This window comes from Alkalihalobacillus sp. FSL W8-0930 (assembly GCA_037965595.1).
In the GTDB taxonomy this organism is placed as follows: domain Bacteria; phylum Bacillota; class Bacilli; order Bacillales; family Bacillaceae_D; genus Alkalicoccobacillus.
In genome coordinates this window covers 2,297,151-2,322,496 of record CP150183.1, presented here as the reverse complement: position 1 = coordinate 2,322,496, position 25,346 = coordinate 2,297,151, and the positions used below count along the sequence as shown (strand labels likewise).

Here is a 25,346-nt window from a genome sequence, read left to right as displayed (position 1 = left end):
GCCTGGTTTATAACAATATGTGGAAGGGTAGTAAAACACCTATACTTGTCCAAGTTTTAAGTTTAATTCGAGAAGATTTGATAGAAGAGAGAGGATCTCTTCCTTTTTATTCATACCTTCTATCCTAAGAGAAACATCGTCCCCATCTAAACATAATATAGTTGGAAATTGTTCAACTTCAAAGTATTGGATTTTTTCTTGTTCCGAAGAGTCTACGATTACAAGTGGAGGCATTTCATCAGGGTGACTACTAGAGAGTTCAATGAGAGCATCATAATAAATCGTTTCTTGTTCTTTCTCGGGATTATCAGCATCGGAGAATAACACGGCTACCGGAGTGTCTTCATCAGCTTCTTCAATAGGGTTGACGGCAGAGGTTGACGCAGCAACACAGCTTGTCAAAAATAATAGTGCAACCGTACAAATTAAATATAGCCATTTATTCACACACTCACGCCCTTCCGATCCATCACTTTTTTTAAGTTTATCATGTTTTCTAGAGATAAGAGGGGAGGTAACATAATTGTAATGAAATAGAAATAGATAGTAAGAAAAAAGCCGAGAATTTCAGTGAATTCTCGGCTTTCTTTATTTATTTTTTATTTTTTAAGCTATCTATTTTAGCTTTTCTAAACTTTTCTTTCTCTTCTTTTAACTTATTTTGCTCACTTTTTAATCGTGCACGCTCTTGGCGCAGTCTTTCTTTATCTTGAGCAAGCAATGGTTTTTCTTCTCCCAGTGATTTCATAAGGGATACAATCATTAAGATCATAATAAAGGTAAAAGGGAAGGCTCCGATAATCGCTGTAGTCTGTAAGGCGGTTAATCCTTGTTCAGAAGTTAGAAGAACAGCTGCTGTACCTGAGATAATGATTCCCCATACTAATTTAACAACGTTTGGTGGATTAAGCATACCATTTGTTGTTTGCATTCCTAGCACAACCGTAGCTGAGTCTGCAGATGTAACGAAAAATGAAGCTATTAAGATAACTGCAACAATTGATACGAACATCGTTAAAGGAAACTGTTCAAGTAACGCAAACAATGCTACTTCCTCACCAGATGCTGTAATCATATCACCAAAATTACTTCCTAAGCGTTCAAGTTGAATGGCAGCTCCGCCAAACACAGAGAACCATAATGCACCAAACAATGCTGGAACCGCAATTACACCGATAATAAATTCTCTAATCGTACGACCTCTTGAAACACGAGCAATAAATGAACCAACAAATGGAGACCATGAGATCCACCAAGCCCAGTAAAATAAAGTCCAATCTTGAATCCACGTATTTTCTACATCATAGATGTCTAGTGAAAAACTCATGTTAATAAAGTTCTGTAGGTAGTTACCGATACCCTGTGTGAAAACGCCCATCATATAAGCAGTAGAGCCTGCAAAGAGTATAAACAGCATAAGGGCAATGGCAAGGTAAACGTTTAGATTACTTAAGTAACGAATGCCTTTGTCTATTCCACTTATTGCAGAGACACTAAACAAAATAGTAACAATGATAATGACAATTAAGTTTAGAAGCGTTGGGTTCATATTAGTGATGGCAGGAAATAAAAATCCTAACCCTCCGGATATTTGTGCGGCACCAAACCCAAGTGAAGTTGCTACTCCAAAAATGGTTGCAATAACAACGAACACGTTAATTGTTGTACCTAATCCACCGTCTACTCTGTTTCCTGCAATCGGTCTGAGTGTAGAACTGAAAATGGCAGGCTCATCCTTACGGAATTGAAAATAAGCAAGGCATAGTGCAACAACAGAATAGATGGCCCAAGGATGAATTCCCCAGTGGAACATTGAATACTGAATCGCTTCAGCAGCCGCTTGATTTGTATCTGGATCAGCTCTGAATGGAGTGTGGAAATGACTGATAGGTTCAGCAGCTCCCCAGAAAACGAGTCCTATTCCCATACCTGCAGTGAATAGAAAGGCAAACCATGTAAGGAAACTGTATTGTGGTTTCTCATCTGGTTTTCCTAACTTAATTCTGCCATACGGACTAAATATTAAATAAATACTAAATCCAACGAAAGCCGTTGCAGCCAGTAAATAAAACCAACCTAATTGATTTGTTAAAAAGCCTTGTATAAGGGTAGTAACATGATCTAGGTTATTCGGGAAGACGACCCCCCATAGAATAAAAGCTAATGCGATAATTATTGAAATTGTGAATACCGATGTTGTTTTTTTCAAATTCTTTTTCTCCCCTTTGAAAGATGTGCAACGTTCCCTACGCTATCATACTTGTGAAATAAGTACAAACCGAACATATGAGCAAAAATGGACTAATCAGACTGTTATTTACCACCAAACCGTCCATGCTAAACATTTTTGACGAATTATTATGAGTGATGTCGAATCTTATTATTTCTTTTTTTCACCAAATCAATTCTAAAGTGTGTAACAATGATGAATCATTATGCGAATACTTGTCGGAATTAGGAATTTATTGTTAAGATTACTTTCATCTTAAAGCGATAAATAGGGGGGACTTTAAATGAAACGAACGATGCTTTTAACTTCGGTTAGTGTCATAATGCTTGCAGCATGTCAAACTCAAGCTGATCAGCAAGTGGATGAAGCAGAAGTAGTACAAGGTCAAGAACAGAGTGAAGAGACGAATGCAGATTCGGAAGCAGATGATGACCAAGAAGAGAAAATAGGGTCTGAGGATGAATCAGAAGAGCAAGAAGCCGAGACATCAGAGCAAGCTTCAGATGAGATCGAGAAAGAATATAAAATCAATGACGTGATTTGGACTGTTGAACCGATTGAAGAAGCAAACCCCGAAGTTGTGCTTTTAACAATTGATGATGCACCTGATCAACATGCCGTTGAAATGGCGGAAACCTTAAAAGAAAAAGATGTTCCAGCAATCTTTTTTGTGAATGGTCACTTTCTAACAACGGATGAAGAAAAAGAAAGATTAAAAGAAATACATAATATGGGCTTCGAAATCGGGAATCACACAGCGACACATCCGGATTTAAAGGCAATTAGCGAGGAAGAACAACGTGAAGAAATTGTAAGTGTGAGTGATCAAGTGGAAGACATTATAGGAGAACGCCCTAGGTTCTTTAGAGCGCCGTTTGGTTCAAATACTGATTTTTCAAAGGAACTGGTTGCTGAAGAAGGAATGACCTTAATGAATTGGACATATGGATATGACTGGGAGTCGGATTATCAATCGGCTGATGCTTTAGCTGATATTATGGTAAATAACGAGTTTGTCCAAAATGGTGCAAACCTTCTTATGCATGATCGTGACTGGACGAATGAAGCACTCTCAGATATTGTGGATGGCCTAAGAGATAAAGGGTATGACTTTGTGGATCCGCACACGATTGAATAGAGAAGAGGATATAAAAAATTAAAAAAAAGGTTGAGTGTAAATTGAACAGGATGAGTCTGGCTTCGTTTACACACAAAAAGGCAAATGATTCATAGCGAATCATTTGCCTTTTCTAATTGATTATTGTTTAGCCTTAGCCTCTTTTAAGTGCTTGACTATTGAATGGCGTGCTTCTCTTTAATAACGAGTAACGTATTGAGGCTTTCATCCTCAGGTCCTTGTACAGGTAAGCCTGCTTCAAGATTCTTTTGAACGTACGCCAAATTCTCGGCTGTAATCACTTCACCAGGAATTAAAATAGGGATACCTGGAGGGTAAACCATAATAAATTCAGCAATGATGCGCCCTGCTGATTTCTTAAAAGGAATCACTTCAACCTCTGCATAAAAAGCATCCCTTGGTGACAAAGCAAGTGTTGGCACATCAGGTACGAGGATAGAGATATCGTTTGTTTCATGTAATTCTTCTGCTTGAAATTGATTGGCCATTTCTTGAAGAGCCGAAATTAAGATCTGTATTGTTTCTTTTGTATCACCAAAGGATACAATGCACAAAATATTGTACAAGTCTGAAAGCTCAACTTCAATCTTATATTGCTCCCTTAACCAAACCTCTGCATCATGGCCAGACATGGATAATCCTTTTAACGAGATGATCAGCTTTGTCGGGTCGTAAGAGAAAGCTGATTCAGAGAAGAGAAGACGATCTCCTAAGCAGTTTAATCCCTTAATTGCATTTATTTGCTCGCGTGCATATTGAGCTAACTCTATGGTTTGTTGAAGAAGTTCATGTCCGTTAATCGCAAGTTGCTTTCTTGCTGCATCTAGTGAAGATAAAAGTAAATAAGATGTAGATGTAGTTGTGAGCATACTAATGACCGACTGGACTCTTTTAGCTGAGACAAGGCCTTCACGAACATTTAAGATCGAGCTTTGTGTCATTGAACCTCCCAGCTTGTGCACGCTGGTTGCTGCCATGTCAGCGCCTGCTTGCATCGCTGATAAAGGAAGTTCCTCATGAAAGTGTATGTGTACACCGTGAGCTTCATCAACGAGTACTGGCATGGAATATGAGTGAGCAAGTTCAACAATTTGTTCTAAATCTCCAGCAACGCCAAAGTACGTTGGGTTAATCACTAATAATCCTTTTGCATCCGGATGGGCATCAAGCGCTTTTTCAACAGAGGATACTGTTACACCATGTGAAATTCCATGTGTTTTATCAATCTCAGGATGGATAAACACAGGCATGGCACCCGAGAAAATAATTGCCGACATAATGGACTTATGCACATTCCGTGGTACAATCAATTTTTCGCCCGGTTTGCAAACAGCCATAATCATTGTCATAATCGCACCACTCGTTCCCTGAACAGAGAAGAATGTGTGATCGGCCCCAAAAGCTTCAGCAGCTAATTCCTGCGCTTCCTTAATGATCCCAGATGGATGATGCAGGTCATCAAGTGGAGCTATATTTATCATATCAATGGATAAGGCGTTATCGCCAATAAATTCTCTGAATTCTGGTTCCATTCCGGATCCTTGCTTATGGCCGGGTATATGGAACTGTACGGGTTGGTTTTGTGCATGTTCTTTAACACCTGTAAATATTGGTGTCACATGTTGTGATTTGGGCAAATCGCACACCTACTATCTATAAAATGTCGGTCGCATGCGACCAATATAAAGGAAAACAAAATTGAGTATACCAAATTAAAAGATCTTTGTAACTAGGAAGATTAGGAAGGGTTGAGTTAGATGAACATGCCTATTTCATTAGACTGGTCAAAAGAAGAAGTAGTTGATGTCATTCATTTTTTTCAAGGGGTAGAGGAGGCTTATCAAAAATCAGGGATCAGCCGAAATGATTTGATGAATCGTTATCGACGTTTTAAAGAAATTGTCCCTTCAAAAAGTGAAGAGAAGCAGCTATGTAAGGAATTTGAAGAGGAAGCTGAGGCTAATGTTTCCTGTTATCGTACCGTTCAAAAGGCAAAAGCAGGGGAATCAGATCGTGTTCGTATGCCTTAGTAAAAATAAATGGCGACCACCAACATGGATGGCTCGCCATTTTATTTTTTGTATTAAGTAGTCATAGAGTGAACTTTTTGAGATTCTTGATACAGTGGGAAAACGGTCTTAAACGTTTCTTCAATTTTTGAGGTCAACGCGGGTCCGTCTATTAAGATAGGGTCATTTCGATCAATGGTTACCCCGCAAAGCAGTTCAGCTTTTTTTACATCTCGTAAACGAACAAACATCTCTTTTAAATCTTCTTCCGTTAAATCTTCGTGCTTTAGTGTTTCAGGCTTCATATGGTCAAGAGACCATGAGAAATTTCCAGGAATGGTTTGTTTCCATTTAGATACATCTGTTAAAAGCTGATTTGCAAAGCTGGATTTCACTTGTGCCTCGTAAATAACTGCAAACCAAATGAAAAGGTGAGATTCATAAAGCCCAACCTGAAAATGTGGCATCATCTTATAACCTCTTTTATTTGCTGCAAATGCAACCCATGTGTCATTTGGAGGATTCACTTTTCGTCTTGCGTGCTGGGCGATATGAGTGAAGAATTCATCGCCTGCAATAGTACTTAATGTAGGGACTACTTCATCTGCTATCGCTTGAAAAGAAGGTTGAATTCGTTCTCTTATACCATCCATTCTTGCTTCTAGACCATCTATTTTAAATACGTCAAAATCCTCTTTAGTAAATCCCTTAAACAAATCTATGCACTCCCTTTTCGGTTCAATCTAATGTCTTTATTCTACCATAAAAATGATGAAAATTGATGAATCATGCCTGCGATTGATCTAATGAATTAGTATTGCTTTTTAATACTAGAAAATGTATAATATCTTTATAAATCAGAATTTTTAATTATTTGATTTAGTGCTTTGAAAGGAGTGAGAGAGATGGAGAAATTAATCCATCCTGTTCAAGAAAGAGATGAGGCGCTTCGGCTTCCAGTTTTACAGCTGGAGTTAGATTATGAACTTATGACACTTCACGATGCTATCGTCAAAGAAGACACTTCTGCAATTGCACAAAGCAAGCTACACTTGCTTGAACTTAGAAAAGAATGGCTAGAGCTTCAAGACTTAGAAAAGCGTATACGCAAATAGAAATGTAAGCGCAATCATTTAGGTGATTGCGCTTTTTTTGATTGCTGGACCTGCATGAGTGTTCATTTAGTGATGAATATGTCATAATGATGGTGTAATTAGGAAACGAACGTAATTTGACCTTACTTTAGGGGGACTTATAATGGCTGATTGGAACGAACTTGGAAAAGTAGCTCGGAACTGGACATACGAGGCAGCAGAACAAATAAAAGAAGCCTTAGCGAATCCTTTTAAGGTTGAAGCAAAATCAGGGCCAGATGATCTTGTGACTGAAGTAGATAAGAATACAGAAGCGTTTTTTTACAATAAAGTGAAAGAAACCTTCCCTGAACACTCATTTCTAGGTGAAGAGGGAACGGCAGAGAAGCTAGAAAACACGGACGGAATTACGTGGATTATTGATCCGATCGATGGCACGATGAACTTTGTTCAACAAAAAATAAAGTTCGCCATTTCTATTGGGATCTATGAAGATGGTGTCGGGAAAATCGGCATCGTTTATGATGTGATGGCTGACGAAATGTTTTACGCAGTAAAAGGCGTAGGGGCGTACGTAAACGATGTGGAACTTGTTGCTGGAAAAGAAAGACCTTTAAATGAGTCGATCATTTCGTTAAATGCAAGGTGGTTAACTGAAACAGACCATCCTCATGCAAATCCTCTACTAGCACTTGTTAGAGATTCTAGAAGCGTACGTTCATACGGTGCTGCTGCCATAGAACTTGCTTATGTAGCAGCAGATCGTCTAGATGCGTACTTAAGTGTAAACTTATCTCCTTGGGATTATGCGGGTGCACAAGTTCTACTAGATGAGATGGGCTACCGTGCATCTTCATTTTCGGGAAAACCACTCTCCCTTCTTGATGGAGGAACGGTGATTGCCGCGAAGCCAGCCTTGCAAAGGGAAATCGTATCTGCTTACGTAGGGGAGGAGAATTAATGAAAAAAGTTGGCTTTATAGGACTTGGAACGATGGGCCTGCCAATGACAAAGCATTTAATTGACTCTAATTTTGAAACGTATGTAGTAAGTCGTAGCCGCGGACCAATTGATGAGGCGGTCGCTTATGGAGCAAAAGAAGCAAAGACACCTAAAGAATTGATGGAAATTTGCGATATTGTGATGACATGCTTGCCTGTTCCTAAAACAATCGAAGACGTGTATGAGGGTGAAGACGGGTTAATTGCGGGAGCATCACCTGGCAAGATTGTGATTGATCATTCTACTGTGGATCGTCAAACAAATGAACGAGTATTACATCTTCTTCAAGAAAAAGGTGCTGAATTTATGGATGCACCCGTTAGTGGTGGACCAATGGGAGCAAGCGCGGGTACACTAACGATTATGTGTGGGGGAGAGGAACAAACCTTCTTAAGGGCCGAACCTGTGATGAAGTCCTACGGGGCGTATATCGTCCATGTCGGTCCAATCGGTAGCGGAACCGTTGTGAAATTATTAAATAACATGTTAATTGGCGTACACCAAGCAGCTCTTGCTGAGTGTTATGTGATGGCTGAAAAAGCAGGTGTTGATCCAGCGGTAGCCTATGATCTCATCCAGAAAAGTGCTGGATTTTCAAAAAGCATGGATTGGGCGGTAGATGCCATTCTTGATCGAGAGTTTGATGCAAGATTTTCAATTAATCTCCTTCATAAAGACATTGGACTTGCTCTTGATCTGGCAGAAGAGATAGACATGCCTCTTGAGATGGTTAAGCTAGGTGCTGAGAAGGTTGCTTTAGCCAAAGAAAAATATGGTCACCAAGATGTTAGTGCAATTGTTAGACCCCTTGAAGAAAAAACAGGAATCACCTTAAAACGTCACAAAAACCAAGGATAATGTCCTTGGTTTTTGTATGGATTCATTTTTAGTTTATTTCAGATTGATTATTTTCACGAATGCGCTTTTTAAGAGTGAAGCCGAGTCCCATAGCGAGAATGACACCTGCTACAGCAAGTAAGGCAATAATAATGCTTCTCTCAGCAACGGCTATACCAATACTCATAATACACGCTACGGTGATCGCGGCTAGTAATAAAAATAAAAGGTTTTCTTTTTTCAAGTCAAGTCCTCCCTTACACCAAAAACTTCTATTAACAGTGTACCGTGATTTAGAAAAAAGAAAAGGGTATCATGTGACAATACGTCAAACAATTCGGTAATTCAGTTAAATGAAGTGTAGAAAATGAAAAATTGGGTAAAGCTTTTGTTTATTCTAACGATAACTATGTTATACTTATACAGTTGTGAACTAGAGATTTTGAGAAGTTTTATAAAATAGAAGCAGAAAGCATATGCTTTTTGAACATAGCTAAGGAGAGAAATTTTATATGGATCGTCGTTCAGATATACGTAATATCGCAATTATTGCCCACGTTGACCACGGTAAAACAACGCTTGTAGATGAATTACTTAAACAATCAGGTACGTTCCGCGAGAACGAACAGGTTGCAGAAAGAGCAATGGATTCTAACGCAATTGAAAAAGAGCGTGGAATTACCATTCTTGCTAAAAACACCGCGATTAACTATGGTGATACACGCATTAACATCATGGATACGCCAGGACACGCCGACTTTGGTGGTGAAGTAGAGCGTATCATGAAAATGGTTGATGGTGTTTTACTTGTTGTTGATGCTTATGAGGGCTGTATGCCTCAAACGCGTTTTGTACTTAAAAAAGCGCTTGAGCAAAAGCTAACTCCAATTGTTGTCGTTAACAAGATTGACCGTGACTTCGCTCGTCCAGCTGAAGTAGTGGATGAAGTGGTTGATTTGTTTATTGATCTAGGAGCAGATGAAGATCAGTTAGATTTCCCTGTTGTTTATGCTTCTGCAATCAACGGTACATCTAGTTTAAATCCTGAGAAGCAAGACGATAACATGACTTGCCTATTAAACAAGATCATTGAATCGATTCCTGCACCAATTGATAACAGCAGTGAGCCGTTACAATTCCAAGTAACAATGCTTGATTACAATGACTATCTTGGTCGTATCGGAATAGGACGTGTATTCCGTGGAACAATTAAAGTTGGACAACAAGTAGCTCTTATGAAGGTTGATGGATCTGTTAAACAGTTCCGTGTAACAAAAATGTTCGGTTTCCTTGGTTTAAAACGAGTAGAAATTGAAGAAGCAAAAGCTGGAGATCTAATTGCAGTATCTGGAATGGAAGAGATTAACGTAGGGGAAACCGTTTGCCCGGTTGAACACCAAGAAGCCCTTCCGATTCTTCGTATTGATGAGCCAACACTTCAAATGACGTTCCTTGTAAATAACAGTCCTTTTGCAGGTCGTGAAGGGAAATTTATTACAAGCCGTAAGATTGAAGAGCGCTTGAAAGCTGAGCTTGAAACGGATGTTAGTCTTCGTGTTGAAAACACAGATTCACCGGAAGTATGGATTGTTTCAGGACGTGGAGAACTTCACTTATCAATTCTAATTGAGAACATGCGTCGTGAAGGCTATGAGCTTCAAGTGTCTAAGCCTGAGGTTATCGTTCGTCAAATTGATGGCATTGCCCAAGAGCCAGTTGAACGAGTTCAAATCGATGTTCCAGAAGAGTACACTGGTGCTGTTATGGAATCACTTGGAGAACGTAAAGGTGAAATGGTTAACATGATTAACAATGGTAGTGGACAAGTTCGCCTTGAGTTCATGGTTCCTGCTCGTGGTTTGATTGGGTATTCTACTGAATTCCTTACACAAACACGTGGTTACGGAATTATTAACCATTCATTCGATAGCTACAAGCCATTATTTGGTGGTCAAGTTGGTGGACGTCGTCAAGGTGTACTTGTTTCTATTGAATCAGGTAAGACAAGCCAATACGGAATTATGCAAGTAGAAGACCGTGGTACAATCTTTGTTGAACCAGGTACTGAAATTTATGAGGGAATGATTGTTGGAGAACATACACGTGATAATGACCTTACCGTTAACATCACGAAGATGAAGCAACAAACCAACGTTCGTTCAGCTACAAAGGACCAAACCGTTACAATGAAGCGTCCTCGTATCTTGACGCTTGAAGAATCTATTGAGTATCTAAACGAAGACGAATATTGTGAGTTAACTCCAGATTCAATTCGTTTACGTAAAAAGATCTTAAACAAAAACGAACGTGAAAGAGCAGAAAAACGTAAGAAGACAGGAAGCCAATCCTAGTAAAAAGGCGGGAGATATATGAAAGACAATATCAGCCAAGCTGACCTGGGTCAATATTCGTGGCTCATGCAGCAAACAGCAGAATATCCTTGGCTGGGTTTTTGGACATGTATAATTACCGTAATTCTTGGAGTCATCGTTTTTAAGCTTGGTTTTGCTCAAAAGCTTCCTCTTTTAAAATCAATCATTATCTATACAATGCTTGTCATTGGTTGCTTTTTTCTTTGGACGATGGAATTCGCATTTGGTGCACCGATCATGGCCGTGTTGGCGATCTCCGCTATTTTCTTAGGCGGGTACCGATTCAGACTCCATCTTCATAGAAAGCAAAATGAACAAAGTGGAACTCAATCCTCTTAATACAAAAAGACAGCGCCTTGGCGCTGTCTTTTTTGTATTAAGATTCAACTTCGTTATGGTTTTTATTACGTTCCATCGTTTTACGAGTAATACGTTCTTCGCAAGTCGGACACATATACGTATGAAGAGGCCGATTGCGTAGCTTTTTTGCTAAAGGTTTTAAATCATTGATTGTATCGATTTGATCACATAACACGCACTTTACTCTCATCTTTTTTCACGCTCCTACTATTATCTATAGTGTACGCGTATTTATATAATAAATAAACACCCATTTGTCATAGAGGGCTTTTTACGTTCTCATTTACTGAAAATTCATAATGACTGGTTACTGATTTTGATAAAATGTAATAGAGAAGGAAAAGTTTGTAGAAACTAATCAAGACAAACTCGTCTAACCGACACGTTTGTCTCATACACATGAATATGAACATGTACATTTACATGCGAATGTTAGTTTTGAGCTAGGTCTTGTCGATAACAGGTCAGGAGGCATTCATATTGAGAAAAATCTATGTGTTAGATACAAACGTGTTACTGCAAGATCCTTATTCTATCTTTGCCTTTCAAAAACATGAGGTAGTCCTGCCTGCAGTAGTATTGGAAGAAGTGGATTCTAAGAAACGTAATATGGATGAGATTGGACGCAATGCTCGTCAAATCTCAAAATTAATAGATCAATTGCGTGAAAAGGGGAAGTTGCATGAGGGAGTGCCACTTGATTCGGGTGGATCCCTACGAGTAGAATTAAATCACCGTTCCTTTAAGAACTTAAAAGAATCATTTGCAGAAATGACAAACGATAATCGAATTATTGCTGTAGCATTAAACCTTTCAATAGAAGAAAATGAAAAGAAAAACGGAGCTAAAGTGACCCTGGTCAGCAAGGATGCTCTGGTCAGAGTAAAGGCTGATGCATTTGGTTTGGACGTGGAAGACTTTTTAAATGATCGAGTGGTAGAGTTTGATGAAGGCTACGATGGCTATATTGAAGTCTATGTTGATAAGGACATTATCAAACGGTTTTATGACAATGGTGGAATCAATCGAGGCGATCTCTCGATTCATACTCAACTGTATCCGCATCAATTTGTCATTCTGAAAGACTCCTTAGGTGGTTCTAGCTCTGCTCTAGGGAAAATTGAGCCAAACGGTTTTGACATACGACCCTTTGTTTCAGATTCAGATCAGGTATGGGGGATCCGCTCTCGAAATGTCCAACAAAAGATGGTATTTGAGCTCTTACTTAGAGAAGACATTCCGCTTGTGACGATGATCGGAAAAGCAGGAACTGGAAAAACACTATTATCTCTTGCGGCAGGGTTATTACAAACAGAGGATCTTCATACGTATAACAAGTTGTTAGTGGCAAGACCAGTTGTCCCACTTGGGAAAGACATCGGCTATTTGCCCGGTGAAAAAGATGAAAAGCTAAGACCGTGGATGCAGCCTATTTATGATAACCTTGAATTTCTGTTTAATACAAAAAAGCCAGGTGAGATTGATCAAATTCTTGCAGGAATGGGATCTATTCAAGTGGAGGCACTTACGTATATCAGGGGGAGGAGTATTCCAGAGCAATATATCATTATCGATGAGGCTCAGAATCTCACGAAGCATGAAATTAAAACGATCCTGACTAGAGTAGGGGAGAAAAGTAAAATTGTGTTGATGGGTGATCCACAGCAAATCGACCACCCATACCTTGATGAATACACAAATGGGCTAACCTATGTAGTAGAAAAATTTAAAAACCAATCCATTCACGGACATGTGAAGCTAGTGAAAGGAGAAAGGTCCGGACTCGCGCAGCTTGCAGCTGATCTTTTATAAACCGTTTTCAATCACTATTCTCTTTACATGAGTAATTGGATTTTTGGCATTGGAGCCGTCACCGTAATAAATGTGGACAGGGCCGTTATCTCTTAGCGGCTGTCCGTCTTTTGAAAACCCAACAATTAGTTTAAATGCCTCTTCAAGAGAGCAAGAATGGGACTCTCCGTTATCCGTTTCAATTTTTACAGATGAAGCGCTTTCGGTAGGGTTCGCATTTGATAAAAAAGATTTTAAAGGCATACCAAATGATCCATTTATCAACGCTTGCTTGTTATACCGAATGAGATTTCCGTTATGGTTCGGGTTTGGAGGCTCTGAACCTTCCGTACGTTCCTTATCCCATTGGGCTGAGATCGATTTTTGATAAGCTGTGATCTCATCATCCATCGTTTCTAGCTCGTCAAAGTAAGTGCTTAAATCCACTTTTCGTTCGTCGAAAATCCAAACAGTCGGATCAATTGTTAATGGGCGATCTACTTCGCCATCGATAAAAAATACAAATTCACTCAAGATGATTCCTCCTAAATTGGTCTGTCTGTTTAAGTATAAAACGAAAAATAGACGTTTGTCAGTTATAGAAACTTAAAAACGTTTCAATTTAGTCATAACTGCAACGATTCAATCACGTAAGATTAGCTAAAAAGATTGCAATTTAGCGCTTTAGCAGATACTATGAGAGTAGAGATGATTTATCATTGTGAGGAGGGGACAAAATGTCGATTAAGGTGATGACCAGCCAGGCTGAGAAAGCATACGCACTTCTGCAGTCTGACGCAGAAAAGATCCGCAAGCTTATTGAAGTTCAGTTGGAAAATCTAACGATGCCTCAATGCCCCCTCTACGAAGAAGTACTAGATACTCGTATGTTTGGGCTTTCACGCGAAATTGATTTTGCTGTTCGATTAGGCTTAGTAGACGAAGAGCAGGGAAAACTTATTTTAAGTGAATTACAACGTAGACTGGACGACTTACACGATTTAACAATTAAACGTTAATACGAAAAAAGACTATGATTTATTACCATAGTCTTTTTTGTTTGTCTAGTATTTCAAACTAAAAAAAGTTTTTAAACTGACTGAAGATTTCAATTGCTTTTTTTCCTGTTTTACTTCTATACTAAATAACAAGCTTTCACCAAAAGTAGAGAAAGAATACTAAAGTCGAGAGAGTAAAGGGGAGGACGAAATGAACGGGTTACAATCCATTAAAAAAGTGTTGGTAGCAAACCGTGGAGAAATCGCAATTCGAATTTTCCGAGCATGTTCTGAGTTACATATCCGAACAGTGGCTGTATATTCTAAAGAAGACTTAGGAGCTTATCATAGATATAAAGCCGATGAAGCCTATCTGATTGGTGAAGGTAAAAAACCAATCGATGCATATCTAGACATAGAAGGAATTATTGAAACCGCAAAGCTACACGGTGTCGATGCAATTCATCCAGGTTACGGATTCTTATCTGAGAACCTTCAATTTGCGAAACGTTGTCATGAAGAAGGAATCATCTTTATTGGGCCAGAACTTGAGCATCTTCGGATGTTTGGTGATAAAGTCCAAGCAAAAGAACAAGCGTTAAAAGCGAAGTTACCAGTTATTCCAGGTAGTGATGGTCCTGTAAACGGCGTGGAGGAAGTTGAAGCCTTTGCCCAAGAGCATGGCTATCCATTTATTATAAAAGCGTCACTTGGTGGCGGCGGTCGTGGAATGAGAATTGTACGAGCTGCTGAAGATCTGCGTGAATCATATGATCGTGCAAAATCGGAGGCAAAGTCTGCCTTCGGGAATGATGAGGTCTATGTTGAGAAATTTGTAGAAAATCCAAAGCATATTGAGGTTCAAATTCTAGCTGATAAACACGGCAACATTGTGCACCTATATGAACGAGACTGCTCCGTTCAACGTCGTCATCAGAAAGTGGTTGAGGTCGCACCAAGTGTTTCGTTGGGTGAAGGTGTACGCGAACGTATTTGCGAAGCAGCGGTTCAACTAGCTGAAGCAATCGGTTATGTGAATGCGGGTACCGTTGAATTTTTAGCAACAGAAAATGGGGATTTCTATTTCATCGAAGTAAATCCACGTGTTCAAGTAGAGCATACGATTACAGAGATGGTAACGGGAATTGATATTGTTCAATCACAGCTATTAATTGCAGACGGTGAGAAGCTTCATGATTCGAAAATGGGTATCCCAGCACAAGAAGATATTCAATGTAGTGGGTTTGCCATTCAATCACGTGTAACAACAGAGGATCCGGCTAACGGATTCTTACCAGATACAGGACGAATTAATGCATACCGTTCAGGTGGTGGCTTTGGTGTACGTCTTGATGCAGGAAATGGATTCCAAGGATCTGTTATTTCTCCGCATTATGATTCCTTATTAGTAAAAGTGTCTACGTGGGCATTAACGTATGAGGGAGCCGCATCAAAAATGCTGCGGAATTTGCGCGAATTCCGTATTCGTGGAATTAAAACAAATATTGCGTTCCTTGAAAATGTTGTGCGACATGAATCGTTTTTAAATGGTTCATACAATACTTCATTTATCGACACAACGCCTGAATTGTTTATTTTCCCTAAACGAAAAGACCGCGGAACAAAAATGCTTACGTTCTTAGGAGAAACAATCGTTAACGGATATCCAGGAATTGATCAACAGAAAAAGCCAAACTTTGAAAAGCCGGTTGTACCAAAAATCAATCCAATCGAGGAAATGCCTCGTGGTTCAAAACAAATCCTTGATGAACAAGGACCTGAGGGCTTGGCCAAATGGGTGAAAGAACAAAAAGATGTGTTACTAACAGATACGACGTTTCGTGATGCGCATCAATCACTTCTTGCGACTCGTGTAAGGACACATGATTTGAAGAAGATAGCTGAGCCTACAGCACGATTGTTACCAAACCTATTCTCTATGGAGATGTGGGGTGGAGCAACATTTGATGTGGCCATGCGCTTCTTACATGAAGATCCTTGGGAAAGACTGCTGGTACTAAGAAAACAAGCACCAAATGTATTATTCCAAATGCTATTACGTGCGTCAAATGCAGTAGGGTATACAAACTATCCAGATAATGCTGTAGATGAATTTGTCTCAAAATCTGCCTCTGCAGGGATCGATGTATTCCGTATTTTCGATAGCTTAAACTGGGTGGAAGGAATGCGTCCGGCCATTGAGTCTGTTCGCAAGACTGGAAAGATTGCAGAAGCCGCAATGTGCTATACAGGAGACATTACAGATTCATCTCGGACAAAGTATGATCTGAATTATTACGTAAACCTCGCTCGTGAGCTTGAGTCAGCCGGAGCACATATTCTTGCCATTAAAGATATGGCAGGGTTACTTAAGCCAGAAGCAGCTTACACTCTTGTATCTGCATTAAAAGAAACAATCGACATCCCGGTTCATCTCCATACACATGATACAAGCGGAAATGGTGTGTATATGTATGCAAAAGCAGTGGAAGCGGGAGTAGATATCGTCGATGTTGCGATTAGCTCTATGGCAGGTTTAACGTCTCAACCAAGTGCAAACACTCTTTATTACGCACTCGGTGGATCAGAGAAGCAACCTGATGTAAATATTCATGCTCTTGAACAGCTTGACGAGTTCTGGGGTGCAACAAGAAAATACTATCAAGGCTTTGAAAGTGGCATGAATGCTCCTCATACAGAGGTGTATCAGCACGAAATGCCTGGTGGGCAATACAGCAATCTTCAGCAACAAGCAAAAGCAGTTGATCTTGGAGAGCGCTGGAACGAGGTTAAGAAAATGTATCGTGTAGTTAACGATATGTTTGGTGATGTTGTAAAAGTAACACCTTCTTCTAAAGTTGTAGGGGACATGGCTTTATACATGGTTCAAAACGATTTATCTAGAGAAGATGTATACGCTAAAGGTCACTCTCTTGATTTCCCTGATTCTGTTGTTGAGTTCTTCCAAGGACAGCTTGGACAACCGTATCAAGGATTCCCTAAAGAGCTTCAAGACATCATTCTTAAGTCTCGCAAGCCAATTGAAGGACGTCCAGGAGCCCTTCTTGAGCCAGTTGATTTTGAAGAGATCCAAAATAAGCTCTTTAAACAACTGAATCGTCAAGTAACAAGTCACGATGTGTTGTCATATGTGATGTATCCAAAAGTATTTACTGAATTCGAGCAGTTCCGTGACAGTTTTGGAGATGTATCTGTACTTGATACGCCAACCTTCTTCTATGGTCTAAAACCAGGCGAAGAAATTGAAGTTGAAATCGAACAAGGGAAAACATTAATTGTTAAGCTTGTTTCTGTTTCAGCTCCAAGAGATGATGCGAAACGCATTGTGTACTTTGAATTAAATGGTCAGCCAAGGGAAGTATTAATTCAAGATCAATCTGTTCAGACAAAAGTAAAATCCCGTCCGAAGGTTGATAAGAATAACGAAAAACAAATCGGTGCGACTATGCCAGGAACAGTCATTAAAGCTCTTGTAGCTAAAGGTGATCAAGTGAAAAAAGGTGACCACTTACTTATTACAGAAGCGATGAAAATGGAAACAACGGTACAGGCTGCTTTTGATGGTGAAATTAAGGATGTCTTTGTATCCGACAATGAACCAATTGCAACAGGTGATTTACTTATCGAATTCGTTTAAACAAACAAAAAAAGAGGATCAAAGCACTCGCTTTGATCCTCTTTTTTATTAAGCTGAACGTTTTCTGAATAAAATCATGGTCATGTAGGCTAAGCACGTAAATAATAAAGACACTAAGACTGCATGAGTCATACCAACCTCAAGGTACTGGTTCAGACTTAAAACGATGGTAATTCCACTTGAGAATTGCCCGATTACTAATAGGATTGAAATGACACTTAACCATTTAATGGTTCGACTTTGACTAAACTTTCTAAAGACCCATATGAGTAAGATGATTAAGAGTATAAGCATGATGGTCCCAAAGATACGATGGAAATATTGTGGAGCAACTGTCCAGAAAGCATCCGGGATCCATTTTCCGTTACATGTAGGGAAACCAGCACATGCGAGCGTTGAATCTGTATGCTTTACGAAAGCACCTGTATAAATAACCGCGTAACAATACAATAAGACAGCTAAAACGTATTTGCGCAAACCTCTACTGTTCTCAGGTGCAGCAGGGCGAGAACCTTTCTTCGAATCCTCGAAGCTTAAAATGATTAATAACACAACGGATGAAAGAGATAAGGCTGAAAAACCAAAATGCAGAGCCATAACTAAAGGTTGTTGTCCGAAAACAACAGCTCCTGCACCCATTAATCCTTGCAAGATAATCATAAACACAGAGAGAATCGCCAAAAATCTAGCTTCACGAACATGCTTTAATTGCTTCCAGGCCCAAAAAGCCAGGATAATAACAAGAAAACCAGCTAAGCCTGACACGATACGATGTGTATACTCAATGACGGTCTCAATGGCAGGGTTTAATGGAACAACCTCACCAAAGCATAGGGGCCACGTATTCCCACACCCTTCACCAGAACCCGTTTTTGAAACAAGTGCTCCCTGGATCAGGACTAGTAGCACAAATAAGGCTGTAATGACACCAAAAACTTTAAATCGCTTATGCACGTTCTTCACCTTCTAATTAAAAATAAATTCGTAATAGGTTGCTCTCTATTGATGATAGGTATGCAGCAAGGAAAAGTCAATTTTACAGCGAGGAACATTTTATGACGGTTTTTTAAATGTGAATATCATGTGAAAATGAGGTTTATGATGAAACTAATCTCATAATAAGCTATAATGTAAACGTATACTGGTTATAATTGGCGATCTATAAGCACATCAGGAGGTGAATGGCGTAAAACAAGCGGATTCTGGGGAATTTCAGTTTACTGCTTATGATTACTTATAGATTATTGAAAGCCTTATCAGATGGACTTTATTTTACCGTTGTTTTGAGTTTGCAAGAATGCTACAGAGAAAAGAAAGGACAAACATTGAAAGAAAGTGAGGGAATGCTGATGAAACAAGTAAAGGCTTGGAGTGGACGGTTTGGATTTCTAGCAGTCATTTTTCTTTTATCAGGCTGTTTTGGGAACGAGAACTTGACGGCTTTAGATCCAAAAGGACCTCAAGCAAAATGGATCTATGACAATATGATTCTGTCATTATACATAATGGCATTTGTCACATTAGTGGTTTTCGCGATTTTCTTCTATATTATAGCGAAATTCCGTCGTAAAGAAGGAGATAACGAATACCCGAAACAAGTACACGGAAGCACAGTGTTGGAGATTACCTGGACGGTCATCCCAATTCTACTACTTTTAGTTCTGTTTGTTCCAACCATTATCGGAACGTTTGATTTCGCAGAAAGTCAAGCGCCTGAAGATGTAGAGGACGCCGTATACATAGATGTAACCGGTCATCAGTACTGGTGGCAGTTTGATTACGAGGAAGGGTTCACAGCAGGACAAGAGGTATATATTCCAACAAATGAGCGAGTGTATTTTACGTTAAATGCAACCGATGTTATTCACTCATTCTGGGTACCGGCACTTGGAGGTAAGATTGATACCGTCCCTGGTATTGAGAATACCTTATGGCTTGAAGCTAGTGAGCCAGGTACGTATATGGGTAAATGTGCAGAGTTATGTGGTCCATCTCATGCTTTAATGGATTTTAAACTAATTGCACTTGAACGTGAAGATTATGACCAATGGGTAGAGGATATGGCAGCGAAAGCAGATGTAGAGCAGCCGGAAGACTCTTCTGTGCAACAAGGGTATGAAGTATTCCAAGAGAACTGTATTAGCTGTCATGCCGTTAGTGGTCCTGGTTCAGCGTCAGGCCCGACATTAACAAACTTTGGTGATCGAAACACCATTGCTGGATATCTTGAGAATACAGATGAACAATTAAAGGCATGGATTCGAAATCCTGATGAATTTAAACAAGGAAACAACATGGTTCCATTCCCTGAGTCTGAAATCTCAGAAGACGAAATGGATTCACTTGTTGCATACTTACGCTCATTAAATGTTCGTGACGGAGAGAATGCAGAGTAATAACGGAAAAGGAGGTATGAAACATTGGCAGCTGTAAAACAAGAGAAAAGTGTCATTATGGACTGGTTAACAACCGTTGACCATAAAAAGCTTGGAATCATGTATTTAATTGCTGGAACATTATTTTTCTGTAAAGCCGGGTTGATGGCTGTTTTCATGCGGATTCAATTAATGTTTCCCGAGAATACGTTCTTAAGTGGACAAACGTTTAATGAATTTATTACGATGCATGGAACGATCATGCTATTCTTAGCGGCAACTCCTTTGTTGTTTGCTTTTATGAACTATTTCATTCCTTTGCAAATTGGGGCACGTGATGTTGCCTTTCCATTTGTGAATGCACTAGGATTCTGGATATTCTTATCCGGAGGACTATTATTAAGTACAAGTTGGTTTTTTGGGGGCGGGCCGGATGCTGGTTGGACAGCGTACGTTCCACTTTCCACACAAGACCGTTTAGGAATTGACTTTTACGTACTAGGGTTGCAAGTATCGGGGATTGGTACGTTAATCTCTGCGATTAACTTCCTAGTAACGATTGTAAACATGCGTGCACCTGGTATGACGATGATGAGACTTCCATTATTCGTGTGGACTTCTTTCATTTCCTCAACACTGATCTTATTTGCCTTCACTCCACTTGCGGCAGGTCTTGCGCTTTTAATGCTTGAGAGAATTTTTGATGCGCAGTTCTTTGTACCAAGTGCGGGAGGAAATGTGGTCATTTGGCAACACATATTCTGGATCTTTGGTCACCCGGAAGTATACATTCTTGTTCTTCCGGCATTTGGAATTATCTCTGAGGTTATTCCAGCCTTTTCTAGAAAACGACTGTTTGGTTATACGGCCATGGTCTTTGCAACAATGATTATTGCCTTCCTAGGATTTATGGTATGGGCTCACCACATGTTCACAGTTGGAATGGGACCTGTAGCTAACTCCGTATTTGCGGTAGCAACGATGACCATTGCTGTTCCTACAGGTATTAAAATCTTTAACTGGCTATTTACAATGTGGGGCGGGAAAATCACATTTAATACAGCAATGCTTTTTGCATCATCCTTTGTACCAACCTTTGTATTAGGTGGGGTAACTGGGGTTATGCTTGCGATGGCACCAGTTGACTACTTGTACCATGATACGTACTTTGTAGTTGCTCACTTCCATTACATTATTGTAGGTGGAATTGTACTCGCTTTATTTGCCGGGTTATTTTACTGGTATCCAAAGATGTTTAATCATAAGTTAAATGAAACACTTGGAAAATGGTTCTTCGTATTGTTTTACATCGGGTTCCATCTGACGTTCTTTATTCAGCATATTTTAGGATTAATGGGTATGCCAAGACGAGTCTATACATATCTAGAAGGTCAGGGTCTGGATGCGTATAATATGGTCAGTACAATTGGGACTTTCTTTATGACAGCTGGCGTATTACTTCTAGTTGTGAATATTATTTACTCAGCGTTTAAAGGAGAACGAGTAACAGTAGCTGATCCTTGGGATGCTAGAACGCTTGAGTGGGCTGTTCCGACACCTGTGCCAGAGTATAACTTTGCACAAACACCTCAAATTCGTTCACTCGATCCATTATTCTATGAAAAGATTCATGGAGACGGGACGATGAAGCCTGCTGAACCGATTGATGAGATCCATATGCCAAATGGTTCAATTTTACCACTTCTCATCTCAATAGGTCTTTATTTTGTAGGCTTTGGACTAATCATGCTTGAAATGGAGAATGCACTGATTAATCCATGGATTGTGGTTGTTGGTGGGTTTGCTATTACATTTGGCTGTATGGCTGTTAGATCTATAAAAGAAGATCATGGCTATCATGTACCAATTGATCAAATTAAGCGTGAATTACCTAGAAAGGGGGAAAAGTAGAATGTCAGGATCAGTTGATTTATCTAATGGTCTCCCGTCGCATCCGGAACGAGCTACCCTTGAAGGGAAAAATAAGTTCTTGGGCTTTTGGTTTTTCCTTGGTGGAGAAACAATTTTGTTTGCCACATTCTTTGGTACGTATCTTGGGTTAAGGAATGGTACGGCTGATGGTCCAACATCAGCTGACATCTTCCACCTTGAGCTAGTATTTATTATGACTATGCTTCTTTTAACAAGTAGTTTAACAAGTGTGCTAGCTATGTCCGCAATGAAGAAGAATAACTTCCGCTCAATGATGATCTGGCTTGTAATTACTGTTGTACTTGGTCTTGGGTTTCTTGGAATGGAAATCTATGAGTTTTACCAGTATGTGAATGAGTATGAATTTGGATTTACAACCAGTGCCTTTGCTAGTGCCTTCTATTCTTTAGTAGGACTTCACGGGGCACACGTAACGTTTGGATTGTGCTGGATTACGTTGTTAATCGTCCGTTACGCTCGTTCAGGTATCACGCTAACAAACGCTCCAAAGTTCTACGTAGCTAGTCTTTACTGGCACTTTATTGACGTAGTATGGGTATTTATCTTTACAGTTGTCTATCTTATGGGTGTAGGAGGTGGATCGCATGGCTAATCATTTAAGTGAGCGCTTTGAAACAAGTGCCATGACAAATGAGGAGAAACGATCTCATAAAGCCGAGATTAGAAAGCAAATTGTTGCATTTGCATTAATGATCGCTTTAACCTTTATGGCCTTTGCTGCTGTGGCAACAGATTTTGTTCCACGAACGCTTGCCATCCCGTTTATCTTAATTCTGGCGATTGTGCAGCTTGCTCTTCAGCTTCTGTTCTTTATGCATATGAAGGATAAGGATCATGCGTGGGCAAACGTCTTTATGATCACAGGAATTTTTATCACACTTCCAACCATCGTTGCACTTATGCTATTAATCGGTGTAACAAAGTATTAATCTGTGCAAAACGATAGGAAGTAAATGAATGGTAACAGGGCAAGAGGCTGGACAAATCTAAAAATCAACTTGAAAATGGCGAATGATTCGATTATTGAATCATTCGCCATTTCTATTTTTAGTAAGGCGTAAGACATGCAGAGGGATTCTCCTGTAGCGGATATTGTGCTAAATACGTGAGTTCCTATTGACATTAAAGTTATGTTCTAGCCTCTTTTCGTTTTACTAAAAAAGATCATTCGAGAAAGTTCATCAGATTGTGACGCCTTCGTTTGTTTCTGCGAAGCAGATCAGTGTATACTTCTAAATAGATTGGACAGGTTTTATTTGAAAAGGAGAGGTCAAGTTGTCAGAAACAGTATCAACACATAAGAAGAGAAATTATAAACCACTTATTATTATCGTAACTATTATTGTTAATGGATTAGTGGCAGTACTCTCAGGCATGCCTGGCTACGAAAACTTTGATGCATTTGATGTACAGTTGTTACCGATGTTTAATGCGATCTTTAACAGTTTTACTTTTTTATTTTTACTTGCTGCCTTAATTTCAATTATTAAACGTAAGGTCACATGGCATAAACGATTTATCTATGCGGCGTTTACAACAACCACATTCTTTTTAATTACGTATGTCGCCCACCACTTTTTATCTTCATCCACAGCTTATGGTGGAGAAGGGTTTCTACGTTATTTCTATTACTTTATCTTGATTACGCATATCGTGCTAGCAGCTGTAATCGTACCGCTTGCACTTACTACTGTGACTAGAGCATGGAATATGGAGAACGAGCGACACAAAAAGATTGCTCGCTGGACTATGCCTTTATGGTTATATGTTAGCTTTACTGGTGTATTAGTGTATTTGATGATTTCTCCTTACTATTAAGAGGACCAATGAAAAGCACGACCCTAGAGCAGGGTCGTGCTTTTTTATATTCATATTAAAAAAAGTGAAACTAAACCTCTTGCTCAAGCGTATGTTTAAGTAAATCCAGTTTAGATTTGGCTTTTGTTACGACAGAATCTGGGAAGGTTTCGCCTGCATATTCTACACCGTGTGGATAGTAATGCTTACCAAGTAGTGGTGACATTAACCTACAGATTGTTTCTTTTCTCGGGATATCTCCTTTAATGGAATAGATCGGTACTCGAACATAGTATGTATCGCCCTGATTAACAATCTTGTAATCAAACATCGCGCGTTCATAATCCCACTGTTCTCCATGTACAAAGCCACACGCATTTGCAGCGTGTTGGATATGCTCAAACTTAACTTCTTGTCCTTCGAAACCGGTTTCATCAAATTTCATAATTATTACACCCCTTTTAGTCCTGCATGTTTTCTATAATTATGATAGTATGAAATGCATCAGCTTGCAATAAATGAATTGTTTTTCTTTTAACCAAACAGAACAAAGGCGTATCAAACTCCTATTCTACGTTTAAAGACAATAGTTTACATAAGTAGATAAAGGGAAGTAGAGAAGAATTACGAACTTTTTTGTTAGGGTTATGACAAAGGAGTGATGAGATTGCGTAAACGGCTAGGGTTGTTGGCCGCCTTGGTACTGATACTTGCTTTAATGTTAGTCAAGGTTACAGAGAGAGATGAGGTTCAGCGTTGGTACGCGGCATCGCCTTTTAAACAGGATCAGCTTCTCGAGAAGCAAGTACCCTCTGATGAAATCTTGGGAAGCCGGACAGGTCAATCCGGGGTCGTACTTGAGAACATCATCGACATGTCTACAGATGAGCTGACACAAACATACGGTGAACCAGAGAGAAAAGACCCTTCATCGTATGGATATGATTGGTGGATTTATCCGATTGATAACACGTCTTATTTACAGGCGGGAATTGAGGATAATCAAGTTGTCACTTGTTATTATATGGGGGATGAACTTGCTGATACCATTTTTAACGGACCGCTCACGTATGAAAGGCTGTCTCAAGAGTTAGAATTTGAATCATCGATTGAAGTTAAATCAGATGACGGTACATTTAAGTTTATCTTAACAGAGGCAGACATTCAGGCTAGACCAGTTATCCCTTATGGTGAAGATTGGCTACAATTGTATTTTGATATACATACAGGCGAACTTTCTACCGTTAGATTACTAACGACCGATATTCTTCTTAGGCAAAAGCCGTATGATATGACGTATCGTGGATCGTTGCCGGAAACCAATGAGCTTACAAAGGATGAATGGGAAGCAGTTGAAGCAGGAGAAGAAAAGCAAATTTTTGATTTAACAAACCGAATTAGAAATAAACATGGACTTGAATCATTCACATGGAACGAAGATGTGCGAAATATCGCGTATAAGCATAGTCTTGATATGGTAGAGAACGATTATTTTGACCACATTTCACCAACCTACGGGAAGCTTGATGCACGTTTTATCGCTGGGGAAGTCCCATTTAGAACAGCAGGTGAAAACATCGCACTTAACTATGTTGATGGTGCAGCTGCAGTTGAGGGATGGTTAAACAGTGAAGGGCATCGGGTGAATCTTCTTCACGAAGGATTTACAGAACTCGGGGTAGGGGTCTATCAGAGAAGTTTCACTCAGAATTTTTTGACCCCGGTTGAGTAA

At 39.5% G+C, this 25,346-nt stretch carries 25 protein-coding genes; 16 read left to right on the top strand and 9 right to left on the bottom strand.

Annotated elements, in window-relative coordinates:
• Positions 1-39 precede the first annotated feature (39 nt).
• Positions 40-447 (bottom strand): hypothetical protein, encoded by a 408-nt coding sequence (locus tag NSQ54_12335; GenBank protein ID WYP25113.1) that lies wholly within the window; start codon positions 445-447, stop codon positions 40-42.
• Positions 448-592: 145 nt separating this feature from the next.
• The gene (locus NSQ54_12330; protein WYP25112.1) at positions 593-2,209 is read right to left on the bottom strand and encodes a BCCT family transporter; all 1,617 of its coding nucleotides are present in this window, start codon (positions 2,207-2,209) and stop codon (positions 593-595) included.
• A gap of 304 nt (positions 2,210-2,513) precedes the next feature.
• Here NSQ54_12330 and NSQ54_12325 point away from each other — a divergent pair, with 304 nt between their 5' ends.
• Positions 2,514-3,368 carry a polysaccharide deacetylase family protein gene (locus NSQ54_12325; GenBank protein ID WYP25111.1) on the top strand — a complete coding sequence of 285 codons (855 nt, stop codon included), beginning with the start codon at positions 2,514-2,516 and terminating at the stop codon, positions 3,366-3,368.
• A 155-nt stretch (positions 3,369-3,523) separates the two neighbouring features.
• On the opposite strand, the gene NSQ54_12320 is transcribed toward NSQ54_12325, so the two are convergent.
• Positions 3,524-5,005: an aminotransferase class I/II-fold pyridoxal phosphate-dependent enzyme gene (locus tag NSQ54_12320; GenBank protein ID WYP25110.1), complete on the bottom strand. Its 1,482-nt coding sequence runs from the start codon at positions 5,003-5,005 to the stop codon at positions 3,524-3,526.
• Positions 5,006-5,125: 120 nt separating this feature from the next.
• On the opposite strand from NSQ54_12320, the gene NSQ54_12315 reads away from it, so the two are divergent.
• Positions 5,126-5,398: a UPF0223 family protein gene (locus tag NSQ54_12315; protein ID WYP25109.1), complete on the top strand. Its 273-nt coding sequence runs from the start codon at positions 5,126-5,128 to the stop codon at positions 5,396-5,398.
• Positions 5,399-5,451: 53 nt separating this feature from the next.
• On the opposite strand, the gene NSQ54_12310 is transcribed toward NSQ54_12315, so the two are convergent.
• Positions 5,452-6,099: a DUF1054 domain-containing protein gene (locus NSQ54_12310; protein ID WYP28556.1), complete on the bottom strand. Its 648-nt coding sequence runs from the start codon at positions 6,097-6,099 to the stop codon at positions 5,452-5,454.
• Positions 6,100-6,282: 183 nt separating this feature from the next.
• On the opposite strand from NSQ54_12310, the gene NSQ54_12305 reads away from it, so the two are divergent.
• The 3 genes from NSQ54_12305 (at position 6,283) to NSQ54_12295 (ending at position 8,331) form a co-directional block, all read left to right on the top strand.
• Complete coding sequence (locus NSQ54_12305) at positions 6,283-6,492, top strand: hypothetical protein (GenBank protein ID WYP25108.1); 210 nt, start codon at positions 6,283-6,285, stop codon at positions 6,490-6,492.
• 142 nt (positions 6,493-6,634) lie between these two features.
• Entirely contained in the window at positions 6,635-7,432 is a 798-nt protein-coding gene (locus tag NSQ54_12300) for an inositol monophosphatase family protein (GenBank protein ID WYP25107.1), read from the top strand.
• Complete coding sequence (locus NSQ54_12295; protein ID WYP25106.1) at positions 7,432-8,331, top strand: NAD(P)-dependent oxidoreductase; 900 nt, start codon at positions 7,432-7,434, stop codon at positions 8,329-8,331. The genes NSQ54_12300 and NSQ54_12295 overlap by 1 nt, the downstream gene beginning before the upstream one ends.
• 28 nt (positions 8,332-8,359) lie before the next feature.
• Here NSQ54_12295 and NSQ54_12290 read toward each other — a convergent pair whose 3' ends face one another.
• Entirely contained in the window at positions 8,360-8,554 is a 195-nt protein-coding gene (locus NSQ54_12290) for a YlaF family protein (GenBank protein ID WYP25105.1), read from the bottom strand.
• 268 nt (positions 8,555-8,822) lie between these two features.
• On the opposite strand from NSQ54_12290, the gene typA reads away from it, so the two are divergent.
• Entirely contained in the window at positions 8,823-10,661 is a 1,839-nt protein-coding gene (gene typA / locus NSQ54_12285; protein ID WYP25104.1) for a translational GTPase TypA, read from the top strand.
• 18 nt (positions 10,662-10,679) lie between these two features.
• On the top strand, positions 10,680-11,021 hold the full coding sequence (locus tag NSQ54_12280; protein WYP25103.1) for a YlaH-like family protein: 342 nt from the start codon (positions 10,680-10,682) through the stop codon (positions 11,019-11,021).
• A 37-nt stretch (positions 11,022-11,058) separates the two neighbouring features.
• Here NSQ54_12280 and NSQ54_12275 read toward each other — a convergent pair whose 3' ends face one another.
• Entirely contained in the window at positions 11,059-11,232 is a 174-nt protein-coding gene (locus NSQ54_12275; protein ID WYP25102.1) for a YlaI family protein, read from the bottom strand.
• A 290-nt stretch (positions 11,233-11,522) separates the two neighbouring features.
• Here NSQ54_12275 and NSQ54_12270 point away from each other — a divergent pair, with 290 nt between their 5' ends.
• Positions 11,523-12,854 (top strand): PhoH family protein, encoded by a 1,332-nt coding sequence (locus NSQ54_12270; protein ID WYP25101.1) that lies wholly within the window; start codon positions 11,523-11,525, stop codon positions 12,852-12,854.
• Here the strand turns inward: NSQ54_12270 and NSQ54_12265 are convergent.
• Positions 12,849-13,367 carry a peptidyl-prolyl cis-trans isomerase gene (locus NSQ54_12265; GenBank protein ID WYP25100.1) on the bottom strand — a complete coding sequence of 173 codons (519 nt, stop codon included), beginning with the start codon at positions 13,365-13,367 and terminating at the stop codon, positions 12,849-12,851. The genes NSQ54_12270 and NSQ54_12265 overlap by 6 nt on opposite strands.
• 203 nt (positions 13,368-13,570) lie before the next feature.
• Between NSQ54_12265 and NSQ54_12260 the strand changes: the two genes are divergently transcribed.
• Both NSQ54_12260 and pyc read left to right on the top strand, forming a co-directional pair.
• Positions 13,571-13,852: a YlaN family protein gene (locus NSQ54_12260; protein ID WYP25099.1), complete on the top strand. Its 282-nt coding sequence runs from the start codon at positions 13,571-13,573 to the stop codon at positions 13,850-13,852.
• Between the two features lie 190 nt (positions 13,853-14,042).
• Positions 14,043-17,489: a pyruvate carboxylase gene (gene pyc / locus NSQ54_12255; protein ID WYP25098.1), complete on the top strand. Its 3,447-nt coding sequence runs from the start codon at positions 14,043-14,045 to the stop codon at positions 17,487-17,489.
• A 48-nt stretch (positions 17,490-17,537) separates the two neighbouring features.
• Here pyc and NSQ54_12250 read toward each other — a convergent pair whose 3' ends face one another.
• Positions 17,538-18,443, bottom strand: coding sequence for a heme A synthase (locus tag NSQ54_12250; GenBank protein ID WYP25097.1), 906 nt, complete (start codon positions 18,441-18,443; stop codon positions 17,538-17,540).
• A gap of 395 nt (positions 18,444-18,838) precedes the next feature.
• Between NSQ54_12250 and coxB the strand changes: the two genes are divergently transcribed.
• The 5 genes from coxB to NSQ54_12225 all read left to right on the top strand — a co-directional run bounded on the left by coxB (position 18,839) and on the right by NSQ54_12225 (position 23,635).
• Positions 18,839-19,885, top strand: a complete 1,047-nt coding sequence (gene coxB / locus NSQ54_12245; GenBank protein ID WYP25096.1) for a cytochrome c oxidase subunit II — start codon at positions 18,839-18,841, stop codon at positions 19,883-19,885.
• Between the two features lie 24 nt (positions 19,886-19,909).
• Positions 19,910-21,775 carry a cytochrome c oxidase subunit I gene (ctaD, locus tag NSQ54_12240; GenBank protein WYP25095.1) on the top strand — a complete coding sequence of 622 codons (1,866 nt, stop codon included), beginning with the start codon at positions 19,910-19,912 and terminating at the stop codon, positions 21,773-21,775.
• 1 nt (position 21,776) lies between these two features.
• On the top strand, positions 21,777-22,409 hold the full coding sequence (locus NSQ54_12235) for a cytochrome (ubi)quinol oxidase subunit III (GenBank protein ID WYP25094.1): 633 nt from the start codon (positions 21,777-21,779) through the stop codon (positions 22,407-22,409).
• Positions 22,402-22,746 (top strand): cytochrome C oxidase subunit IV family protein, encoded by a 345-nt coding sequence (locus NSQ54_12230; GenBank protein WYP25093.1) that lies wholly within the window; start codon positions 22,402-22,404, stop codon positions 22,744-22,746. Before NSQ54_12235 ends, NSQ54_12230 begins: the two co-directional genes overlap by 8 nt.
• Before the next feature lie 346 nt (positions 22,747-23,092).
• A complete protein-coding gene (locus NSQ54_12225) occupies positions 23,093-23,635 on the top strand; it encodes a DUF420 domain-containing protein (protein WYP25092.1) in 543 nt (180 codons plus the stop codon).
• A 70-nt stretch (positions 23,636-23,705) separates the two neighbouring features.
• On the opposite strand, the gene NSQ54_12220 is transcribed toward NSQ54_12225, so the two are convergent.
• Complete coding sequence (locus NSQ54_12220) at positions 23,706-24,059, bottom strand: YugN family protein (protein WYP25091.1); 354 nt, start codon at positions 24,057-24,059, stop codon at positions 23,706-23,708.
• Positions 24,060-24,281: 222 nt separating this feature from the next.
• On the opposite strand from NSQ54_12220, the gene NSQ54_12215 reads away from it, so the two are divergent.
• Entirely contained in the window at positions 24,282-25,346 is a 1,065-nt protein-coding gene (locus NSQ54_12215) for a CAP domain-containing protein (GenBank protein WYP25090.1), read from the top strand.